At 60.7% G+C, this 9,042-nt stretch carries 12 protein-coding genes; 4 read left to right on the forward strand and 8 right to left on the reverse strand.

What is annotated here, in order from left to right:
* Positions 1–87: 87 nt before the first annotated feature.
* Entirely contained in the window at positions 88–1,290 is a 1,203-nt protein-coding gene (locus AC07YV_RS23560; protein ID WP_102701577.1) for an NAD(P)/FAD-dependent oxidoreductase, read from the reverse strand.
* A gap of 309 nt (positions 1,291–1,599) precedes the next feature.
* Between AC07YV_RS23560 and AC07YV_RS23565 the strand changes: the two genes are divergently transcribed.
* Positions 1,600–2,160 (forward strand): RrF2 family transcriptional regulator, encoded by a 561-nt coding sequence (locus AC07YV_RS23565; RefSeq protein ID WP_102701578.1) that lies wholly within the window; start codon positions 1,600–1,602, stop codon positions 2,158–2,160.
* Between the two features lie 127 nt (positions 2,161–2,287).
* Here AC07YV_RS23565 and AC07YV_RS23570 read toward each other — a convergent pair whose 3' ends face one another.
* Positions 2,288–2,623, reverse strand: coding sequence for a hypothetical protein (locus AC07YV_RS23570; RefSeq protein ID WP_102701579.1), 336 nt, complete (start codon positions 2,621–2,623; stop codon positions 2,288–2,290).
* Positions 2,624–2,902: 279 nt separating this feature from the next.
* Between AC07YV_RS23570 and AC07YV_RS23575 the strand changes: the two genes are divergently transcribed.
* Both AC07YV_RS23575 and osmE read left to right on the forward strand, forming a co-directional pair.
* Positions 2,903–3,142: a hypothetical protein gene (locus AC07YV_RS23575; RefSeq protein WP_102701580.1), complete on the forward strand. Its 240-nt coding sequence runs from the start codon at positions 2,903–2,905 to the stop codon at positions 3,140–3,142.
* Between the two features lie 13 nt (positions 3,143–3,155).
* Positions 3,156–3,506, forward strand: a complete 351-nt coding sequence (gene osmE / locus AC07YV_RS23580) for an osmotically-inducible lipoprotein OsmE (protein WP_102701581.1) — start codon at positions 3,156–3,158, stop codon at positions 3,504–3,506.
* Between the two features lie 108 nt (positions 3,507–3,614).
* Here osmE and AC07YV_RS23585 read toward each other — a convergent pair whose 3' ends face one another.
* On the reverse strand, positions 3,615–3,815 hold the full coding sequence (locus AC07YV_RS23585; RefSeq protein ID WP_102701582.1) for an SPOR domain-containing protein: 201 nt from the start codon (positions 3,813–3,815) through the stop codon (positions 3,615–3,617).
* A 219-nt stretch (positions 3,816–4,034) separates the two neighbouring features.
* Between AC07YV_RS23585 and AC07YV_RS23590 the strand changes: the two genes are divergently transcribed.
* Positions 4,035–4,397 carry an NUDIX hydrolase gene (locus tag AC07YV_RS23590; RefSeq protein ID WP_102701583.1) on the forward strand — a complete coding sequence of 121 codons (363 nt, stop codon included), beginning with the start codon at positions 4,035–4,037 and terminating at the stop codon, positions 4,395–4,397.
* A 3-nt stretch (positions 4,398–4,400) separates the two neighbouring features.
* On the opposite strand, the gene AC07YV_RS23595 is transcribed toward AC07YV_RS23590, so the two are convergent.
* The 5 genes from AC07YV_RS23595 to benA all read right to left on the reverse strand — a co-directional run bounded on the left by AC07YV_RS23595 (position 4,401) and on the right by benA (position 8,927).
* A complete protein-coding gene (locus tag AC07YV_RS23595; protein ID WP_102701584.1) occupies positions 4,401–5,099 on the reverse strand; it encodes an alpha/beta hydrolase in 699 nt (232 codons plus the stop codon).
* A gap of 42 nt (positions 5,100–5,141) precedes the next feature.
* A complete protein-coding gene (locus AC07YV_RS23600; RefSeq protein WP_102701585.1) occupies positions 5,142–5,915 on the reverse strand; it encodes a 1,6-dihydroxycyclohexa-2,4-diene-1-carboxylate dehydrogenase in 774 nt (257 codons plus the stop codon).
* Between the two features lie 138 nt (positions 5,916–6,053).
* A complete protein-coding gene (benC, locus tag AC07YV_RS23605) occupies positions 6,054–7,067 on the reverse strand; it encodes a benzoate 1,2-dioxygenase electron transfer component BenC (RefSeq protein ID WP_102701586.1) in 1,014 nt (337 codons plus the stop codon).
* A 10-nt stretch (positions 7,068–7,077) separates the two neighbouring features.
* Positions 7,078–7,566 (reverse strand): benzoate 1,2-dioxygenase small subunit, encoded by a 489-nt coding sequence (benB, locus tag AC07YV_RS23610; protein ID WP_102701587.1) that lies wholly within the window; start codon positions 7,564–7,566, stop codon positions 7,078–7,080.
* Positions 7,563–8,927, reverse strand: a complete 1,365-nt coding sequence (gene benA, locus AC07YV_RS23615; protein ID WP_102701606.1) for a benzoate 1,2-dioxygenase large subunit — start codon at positions 8,925–8,927, stop codon at positions 7,563–7,565. Before benA ends, benB begins: the two co-directional genes overlap by 4 nt.
* Positions 8,928–9,042 lie beyond the last annotated feature (115 nt).

Below are 9,042 nucleotides of genomic sequence, written 5' to 3' on the forward strand. Positions count from 1 at the left end.
TTTCACGCAGGCAATCGAGGCGTAAAAAAATCCCGCTTCGGCGAACCCGAGCGGGATTGTTTTATTCAGACGCGATGTTCGAATCAATCAGGCCACAGGAATCATCGGATCCGCCGAAGCCAGTGCGGTGACTCGATCTGCCGCCGGTGGGTAGATCCACTGGGTGTTGATCTGGGTCTTCAATGCCTTGGCCTCATGCTTGACCAACTTGACCTGGCGGTCCCAACCCTCGGTGTAGACCGCGCCCCAGGCGCCGAGGTCGAGGCAGGTCACGTACTTGGGCTGGCTGTACGGCGTCGGGTCGACACCGAGGATCTGCGCCGCCACGTTGTTGCCGGCGTGGCGGCCCAGCGAAATCGCGTGCTGGCAGGTCATCAGGGCGTAGTTGCCGATCTCGTCACTGGCTGCGTAGGCGACGTCGCCGGTGGCGAAGATGTCGTCCTGGCCAATCACTTTCAGGTGGGCGTCGACATGCAGGCGGCCCAGGTGATCGCGTTCGGCCGGGATCTGTTCGGTCAGGGAGCTGGCGCGAACGCCGGTGGTCCAGACCACGGTCCTGGCATCGATACGCGCACCGTCGGACAGGGTGACGCCATTGGCATCGACCGACACGACCGAGGCTTTCAGGTGCCATTTCACGCCGGTCGCCAGACTGGCCTCGACGATCGATTCGGCGATTTCCTCACCCATCGAGCCGCCGATTTTATCGCCACGGTCAACGATGATCACATTGATGTCGGCACGATCGCCGAGGATGGCCCGCAGGCGGGTCGGCATTTCAGTCGCCGTTTCGATCCCGGTGAAACCGCCACCGGCCACGACCACCGTGTTGCGCGCCTTGCTTTCAGGCTGGTTGGCCAGCGCCTTGAGGTGGTTTTCCAGGCGCACGGCCTGTTCGATCTGGTCGACGTCGAATGCATGTTCGGCCACGCCCGGGGTGTTTGGCGAAGCCAGGCCGCTGCCGGTGGCCAGAACGAGTTTGTCGTAGCTGCAGACTTGTCGGGCACCGCCGGCATCGACATAGCCGACCTGCTTTTGCTCGACATCGATGGTCTGCGCCGCGCCCTTGATGAACTTGACCCCGACAGCATCGAACAGATCGCCGATCGGCGCCGCCAGTTGATGGGCGTTCGGTTCGTAGAAGCGCGGACGCACTCGCAGCTCGGCCTGGGGCGCCAGCACGGTCACTTCAACGTCGTTGTGGCCGTGAATGTCGAACAGGCGCGTGGCACTCAAAGCGGTCCACATGCCACCGAAACCTGCGCCGATCACCAGAATGTGCTGTTTCATCTTTAACTCCAGGGGATAAACAAGGGTTGTGAGTCACGCTCATCGGGAGCCGGCAGGAGGTCGGTGTTTTTCGAGAATCGTCGACCTGTGCCGCTCGAACAACTACGACTCTATTGATCCGAGTAAAATCCTGCAACTGGTTTTTTTTGATGGCGGCCATCGAACCCGTCGATACTTCCGTAGAAAAGCCTCAAGAACGTGCATGACAAGGACTTTTCGAGCGGACAAAAAAATTTCAGGACGCGACGATTCGTTGCCTGGCTTAGGCTCGGCTGCTAGAATTGGCGACTAATCAAGTCGGAGATCTGTATGTCTCTTTACAGCGCAGGTGTCGAGTACGGCATCCACTGCCTGCTTTTTCTCGTCGGCAACGGCGGCGACTCGCGCGAAGCGAGCGTGCGCGACCTTGCCGAACTGCAAGGCGTTCCCCTGGACTATCTGGCGAAAATCTTCACCAAGCTGGCCAAAGGCAAACTGGTGGTCGCCACCGAAGGCATGCGCGGAGGCTTCAAGCTGGCCCGACCCGCCGACGAAATCACCCTGCTGGATATCGTCAACGCCATCGACGGCCGCAAGTCGATCTTCGATTGCCGGGAGATCCGTGGCCGTTGCGCCGTGTTTGACGGCACCCCGCCGGCCTGGGCACTGGACGGTCCATGCGCGGTCCATGGGGCGATGATGGTTGCGCAAAAACGCATGGAAGAGGCCCTCGCCCAGCAAACCATCATCGATATCGCCAGGAAATTCGGGCGCAAGGCCCCGGCAGAATTCGGCGTCAAGGTGGAGAGCTGGATGAACGAGCGTCGGGAAAGGAAAAGCAGCGCCCAGGCCAGTGAGCAGATCATTCCTGCGACCAACCTTTCAGACTGACGGCACAGATTACGAAATATCCCGGAATTACGTGATGAACCATAAAAAAACCGGATGCACGCCAGGCATCCGGTTTTACTCGGTTGAGGCGAAAAACGGTCGGTGACCGATTTTCGCCCTCTCGCACTTACAGGCAGTCGCGGACGATTTTGCGCAGGTCGCCGGATTTGGCCCAAGGCGGCCCCTGATACAGCGAAATCCGGCTGCCATCCTTGTATTTCACGATATCCAGCACTTCATCGGCCGTTATCACACTCGGTGCGGTGATCCGGTAGCCGTTGGAAATCGAAACCTGGGTCGTATTCGATACTTCCTTCTGCCAGGCAGGCAAAACGCACGCCGCATACTCTTTTGGCGTCTTCTCGCTGTGCTTGCTGACATTCGGCTCGCCCGGTACCAGCGACGCCGGCAACGAACACCCGCCCAGCAATGCCAGCGCGACTCCCCCCATCAACATCCGCATGCTGCTTCCTTAAATTCGAAAAGAGAAAATGTAGCTTGCCATCGACCGTACATCCATCCCGACGATTCGGCGAGTCATTGATATCACTTCGCCCAGTTAGTTCCTTGCAGGCTGTCATTTGACGTCGTCCTGCTGGGTGAACAACCGGCACTAGAGCAGCCGGCGCCTTTTCCCGTTCGCTTTTCCCGACCAAAGGAAACCCTGTTGATTCAGACGAGCACAACATCCGGTCCGGTAAACGGGTCTAAAATGGCGGAGTGCAGTGTTCAGGAGGTCATCATGTGGCTTAACGAATCGGAACAGCAACTTCGGCGTGATCTTCAGGGGCTTGCGTCAGATTTGCGCTGGTCGGCGGTGGAGCTTCTGCGCATAGAGCAGCAGTTGCGCCTGCTCGGCAGCGAAGTCGACGCGCAAGCCGTGCAAAGACTGTGTGCCTTGTTTCAGGGTGATGAAGAAAAACTGTCCGGCTATGCCGAGGAAGTGAAAGCCAAGGTCATTAGCCGCAACAAGGCTCAATAGCGGGAGCGCTGCCATGAACAGGCCTCTATTCACGCTGGTCGCCGTACTGACCGCGTTGGCAGGCTGCAGCACCAACTCGATCTATCAGGACCAGCCGCTGGTGGCGAAAGTCGACACCGGCATGACCCGCGAGCAAGTCCGGCAAATCGGCGGCCAGCCCCTGGCGGTCACGGATCGTACCGTTGAACCCGGTACCTGCTTTGACTACAAACTGACTCACGAAGGTCATCAGCAGGCGTACAACGTCAGTTTCGATGGCCGCGGCATGGTCGACCACAAGAGCTTCATGACCTGCGCGGAATGGAGCCACGCGCAGCTAAAGGCCCGGGAGCCCTCCCGCCCCAGTGGAGGGGGTGGTTATTAACACTGTAGGAGCGAGCCTGCTCGCGATGGACGTCAACGATGACGCGCCCTGTCTGAATGAACGCGTTGTCCGGACGTCCATCGCGAGCAAGCTCGCTCCTACAGGAGGTCATTTTGTTTGATGGCTGCCTGCAGGCTTGCCCGCACGCGCCCTGTAGCCGGGCAGTGACGCGGCAAACGCCAGTGCCTCCTCTCGACTGTTGAACGAGCCAAGCCGGTCACCCTGGGTGCATACCCGCCAGGGGCCGTTGTTCACGCTGAGTACGTCATAGCCGTTCATGTGCATCTTGTTCAGCATCGAAACGCTCATGGTCACCTCCTCCTGGGCAGTGCTATCAGGTTGACTTGTTTACCTTACACCCACCCTTCTCCAAAATACCGACCAGACGTCGCCATGGAAATTCCCCCTTTCGGTTGCACTTTTCGTCTCATCGGCAGCTCAAACCATTCGATGGCAGCGCAATTGCAGCCCTGGCCCGAATGCTGCCTCTCCCTACCTGTTCCATTACAACCGGCCATCGGGTAACCCATGAAAGTACGCGCAACCATCATCTGCGAGCAGGACCGGCATGTACTGCTGGTACGCAAGCAAGGAGGTCGCTGGACGCTGCCCGGCGGCAAGCTCGAACGGGGTGAAAGCGCAGCCGATGCTGCCGTGCGCGAGCTGTGGGAGGAAACCGGCCTGCGGGTCGACGAGTTGATATACGTGCTGGAGCTGGAAACGGACGGCACCCGACACCACGTCTTCGAGGTGTCGGTGCTGAACCTTGAGCAATTGCGACCGCTGAACGAAATCACCGATTGCATCTGGCACCCGCTGGATGCGCTGCATAACCTGAACATCAGCGACGCCATGCGCAGTATCATCAGCGCCTTTGTGCGGCGCTTGTAGACTCTAGTCTTTGGCCAACGCCGTCGCTGCCCTGTCGATCAAGGCCGCCACTTCGGCGGGCATCGACGCCAATGACGCATGACTGGCGTTCAAGGTCAGAATCTCCCGGGCGTTGAGCCGCTCGGCCATCCATTGCTGGTTCTGTGGCGCGATCATCCGGTCGGCGGTCGAGATCTGATACCACGATGGCTTGTTCTTCCAGGCCACCGTGCCAACGGTGTCGCCGAAGGTGCTCGCCAGCGGCGCTTTCTGGGTAAGGCCCATGACCAACCCTTCGGTCGCCGGCAGGTCCTGACAGAAGCTCTCGTGGTAGAGCTCGGGCTTGACCCACAGGTAACCGTCGCTATCGGGCATCAGGTTGGCCGCTGCCGCAGGCAGGTGCCGTTGCGTGATGCCGCCGGGGCTTTCACCGGCGTCCGGGGCGAACGCGGCGATGTACACCAGCCCGACCACATTCGGCAAATCACCCGCTTCAGTGATGACCGCGCCGCCATAGGAATGCCCCACCAGCAGCACGGGACCGGGCACCTGGGCGACCATCTTGCGCGTACGCTCGGCATCCTCGGCCAGGGACGTCAGCGGTAACTCGACGGCACGAATGTGCGTGTCACCCCGGCTGAGCAGTTTGACGATGACCTTGTTCCAGTGGGCGGCACCGCCCCAGAAACCATGGACCAGCACGATCGTGGGTTTGTCACTCATCACCATGACTCCGTTTGCCGATGGGATTGTTCGTCGCTCGCGTCAGCCCTGATCGCCGCCGCCCACGGGCATGACCATGCCAGTGATATAGGACGCTTCGTCGCTGGCCAGAAACAGAATAGCCCCCGCCTGCTCATCCAGGGTGCCGTAGCGTTTCATCAGACTGCTGTCGAGGGTCTGGTCGACGATTTGCTGGTACCAGCGTTTTTCCTGCTCGCTCTGCTCGGCACCATTGCGGGGTATGCGTCGCGGCGGTGCTTCGGTGCCGCCAGGCGCCGTGGCGTTGACCCGCACACCACGACCAGCGGTTTCGAACGCCAGACAGGCGGTCAAGGCATTGACCCCACCCTTTGCCGCACCGTAGGGCACGCGGTTGAGGCTGCGGGTGGCGATGGAAGAGACGTTGACGATCGCCCCGCTGCCCTGCTCCAGCATGAACGGCAGTGCGGCATGACAACACCACAGGGTCGGGAACAGCGAACGGCGGACCTCGGCCTCGATCTGCGACGCCTCGTAGTGCTCGAACGGTTTGGCCCAGATGGTGCCGCCGACGTTGTTGACCAGCACATCGAGGCGGCCGAAACGCTCGACGGCGGTTTGCATCACCCGGCTGCATTCGTCGTATTGCTCAAGGTCGGCGGTCAGGGCCAACACCTGAGTGGTCGCGGCCAGTTGTTGCTGCACGTCGAACACCAGCTCGGAACGATCCACCAGGATCAGCTTCGCCCCTTCGGCGGCCATGCGCTCGGCCACCCGCTGCCCGATGCCCTGGGCAGCGCCGGTGATCAGCACGACTTTTTCGTGAAATCTGTTCATGGTCATCCTCATGCTCACGCCAACGCCACCCCTGTAGGAGCTGCCGAAGGCTGCGATCTTTTGATTGTGTTTTTTACAAACCAGGATCAAAAGATCGCAGCCTTCGGCAGCTCCTACAGGGGACTGGCGAACGGAAGGTTATGCCGCGCTGGCGGCGAATTTTTCGTAGTAGAAGTTCGCTGGTGCGATGCCTTGCTCGCGAATGAACTGGCTGACGGCCTCGACCATTGGCGGTGGGCCGCACAGGTAGACGTCGACGTCGCCCTCGTTCAAATGCTTTGGCTCGATGTGCTGGGTCACGTAGCCCTTGAGCGGATGTCGGCTCTCGGGGCTGGCGACGCAGGCGCTGAAGGTGAAGTTGGGGATGCGCGCGGCAAAGGCTTCGAGGCGGTCGATTTCCACCAGGTCGAAATCGTGGGTCACGCCGTAGATCAGATGCAGCGGATGATCGCTGCCCTGCTCGGCGATCTTCTCCAGCATCGCGGTGAACGGCGCCAGCCCGGTGCCACCGGCCAGCAGCAACAGCGGCCGGCGGATGTCACGCAAGTAGAAACTGCCCAGGGGACCTGCCAGGCTCATGCAATCGCCGGCCTTGGCCATGCCGGTGAGGAAACTGCTCATCAAGCCGCCGGGCACGTTGCGGATCAGGAAGCTGACTTCACCATCGCGCTGCAACGAGCTGAACGAGTAGGCGCGGGTCTGTTCGCTGCCGGGAATTCCCAGGTTCACATACTGCCCCGGCAGGAACGCCAGTTTGCTCAGGGCTTCGCCCTTGATCGACAGGGCGATGGTGCTGTCGGACAGCTGGCGCACGGCGCTGATGGTCGCGTCGTAGCTGGCCTGACGGGTGCGGCAGACCTCGGAGGACGTCGGTACGCGCACCACGCAATCGCTCTGGGCGCGCATCTGGCAGGTCAGGACAAAACCCTGCGCGGCCTCTTCAGGGCTGAGGGCGTCTTCGATGTACTCCTCGCCCAATTCGTACTGGCCGGCTTCGGCAAAACACTTGCAAGTGCCGCAGGCGCCGTCGCGGCAGTCCAGCGGGATGTTGATGCCCTGGCGGTACGCGGCATCGGCCACGGTCTCGCCCACGTTGGCGTCGATGAAACGGGTGACGCCGTCTTCGAAATTGAACGCAATGGAATGGGTCATGACGCCAGCCTCACAAGTGGTAAACATCGATGACCTGACGAACGTAGTCGTTCTTCAAGATCACTTTCTTGGCCTTGATCAACGGGTTTTCACCGCGCATGTCGAGGGTGTAGAAACTGCTGCCGAAATAGCTGTCGACGGTCTTGTAGCGAAAGCTCAGGGTGTGCCAGTTGAAGCGCACCTTGCACAGTCCGTCGGCTTGTTCGAGCAGCTCGATGTTGCTGATGTTGTGGGAGGTGCGGGTGTCCGGCACGCTGGCGCTGGAGCGCTCGGTCTTGATGCGGAAGACGCGGTCTTCCAGGCCGGTGCGGTTGCCGTACCAGATCAGCGAGATTTCCCGCTGCGGATCTTCGGTCAACTCGTCGTTGTCGTCCCAGGACGGCATCCAGAACGTCGCGTCCGGGGCATACAGCTCCAGCCACTCGTCCCACTGACGGTCGTCGAGGTAACGCGCTTCGCGGTAGAGGAAATCGCGCACCGCTTCATAGGAAATGGTCATTGCACGTCCTCCACGGCGATCAGTTTCGATTGCTCGGCGGCGAGGGCCTTGAGCATGGTCTGCTGCCAGTACTTGTGTTGCAGCACGAACAGGCCTTCGTCCTCGGTGCGCACGCCACTGAGCAGCGGGTGCAGGTCGATCTCTTTGGCGGCTTCGTCTGCACCTTCGATCCAGTGCTCGGCGCCACGTGACATGTCGTTCCAGGTGGTGACGCTGCCCTGGTAGCTGGTCTGGCAGGAACGGAATTCCTCCAGATCGTCCGGCGTGGCCATGCCGCTGACGTTGAAGAAATCCTCGTACTGGCGAATCCGGCTGGAACGGGCGTGGTCGCTCTCGCCTTTCGGGGCGATGCAGTAGATGGTGATCTCCGTGCGGTTGACCGAGATCGGCCGGGCGATGCGGATCTGCGAGCTGAACTGGTCCATCAGGTACAGGTTCGGGTACAGGCACAGGTTGCGCGAGTTCTCGATCATCCAGTCGGCGCGAGCCTTGCCGAAATCCTGCGCCAGCTCATCGCGACGCTCGTACAGCGGACGGTCCTCGGGGTTGGCCCAACGGGTCCAGAGCAGCATGTGGCCCTTGTCGAAGGAATAGAAACCACCGCCCTGCTTGGCCCAGCTGCCGGCGCTCATGGTCGGGTTGGCGTCACCGGCTTCACGCTGCTTGCGCTGGTTCTGGGTGGCCGCGTAGTTCCAGTGCACGGAGCTGACGTGGTAGCCATCGGCGCCGTTTTCGGCGGTGAGTTTCCAGTTGCCTTCGTAGATGTAGCTGGAGGAGCCGCGCAGCACTTCCAGGCCATCGGCGGACTGGTCGACGATCATGTCGATGATCTTCGCCGACTCGCCCAGGTGCTCGACCAGCGGCAGCACATCGGCCTTCAGGCTGCCGAACAGGAAGCCGCGATAGGACTCGAAACGCGCAACCTTGGTCAGGTCATGGGAACCTTCGCAGTTGAAGCTCGCGGGATAACCGGCGTTGGCCGGATCCTTGACCTTGAGCAGCTTGCCGGAGTTGTTGAAGGTCCAGCCGTGGAACGGACAGGTGTAGGAGCTCTTGTTACCGGACTTGTGCCGGCACAGGGTCGCGCCACGGTGGCTGCAGGCGTTGATGAAGGCGTTGAGCACACCGTCCTTGTTGCGCGCGATGAAGATCGACTGGCGCCCCATGGTCGTGGTGTAGAAATCGTTGATGTTGGGGATCTGGCTTTCATGGGCCAGGTACAGCCAGTTGCCTTCGAAGATGTGTTCCATCTCCAGGTCGAACAGACGCGGGTCGGTGAACATCTCGCGCTTGCAGCGATAGAGGCCCTGCTCGGGATCGTCTTCAAGCAGGGAATGCAAATATTCGGGTCGCAGGGTCATGGCCGCCGCCTCCATTGTTATTGTTCAGGCAGGGGTCATGCTAGGACGGTGGATCAGGCGGGAGTATCCGCGGGGTGCAGACCTTTATCCGTTTTGTGCAATGTAGGAGCTGGGG

This window comes from Pseudomonas sp. GW456-E7 (genome assembly GCF_059424105.1).

Coding starts and splice junctions, on each gene's coding strand:
- benC (WP_102701586.1), bottom strand. CDS start 7,067: ATGACCCATTCCATTGCGTTCAATTTCGAAGACGGCGTCACCCGTTTC.
- benA (WP_102701606.1), bottom strand. CDS start 8,927: ATGACCCTGCGACCCGAATATTTGCATTCCCTGCTTGAAGACGATCCC.
- AC07YV_RS23565 (WP_102701578.1), top strand. CDS start 1,600: ATGTCTCTTTACAGCGCAGGTGTCGAGTACGGCATCCACTGCCTGCTT.
- AC07YV_RS23575 (WP_102701580.1), top strand. CDS start 2,903: ATGTGGCTTAACGAATCGGAACAGCAACTTCGGCGTGATCTTCAGGGG.
- AC07YV_RS23600 (WP_102701585.1), bottom strand. CDS start 5,915: ATGAACAGATTTCACGAAAAAGTCGTGCTGATCACCGGCGCTGCCCAG.
- AC07YV_RS23595 (WP_102701584.1), bottom strand. CDS start 5,099: ATGAGTGACAAACCCACGATCGTGCTGGTCCATGGTTTCTGGGGCGGT.
- benB (WP_102701587.1), bottom strand. CDS start 7,566: ATGACCATTTCCTATGAAGCGGTGCGCGATTTCCTCTACCGCGAAGCG.
- AC07YV_RS23585 (WP_102701582.1), bottom strand. CDS start 3,815: ATGAGCGTTTCGATGCTGAACAAGATGCACATGAACGGCTATGACGTA.
- osmE (WP_102701581.1), top strand. CDS start 3,156: ATGAACAGGCCTCTATTCACGCTGGTCGCCGTACTGACCGCGTTGGCA.
- AC07YV_RS23570 (WP_102701579.1), bottom strand. CDS start 2,623: ATGCGGATGTTGATGGGGGGAGTCGCGCTGGCATTGCTGGGCGGGTGT.
- AC07YV_RS23590 (WP_102701583.1), top strand. CDS start 4,035: ATGAAAGTACGCGCAACCATCATCTGCGAGCAGGACCGGCATGTACTG.
- AC07YV_RS23560 (WP_102701577.1), bottom strand. CDS start 1,290: ATGAAACAGCACATTCTGGTGATCGGCGCAGGTTTCGGTGGCATGTGG.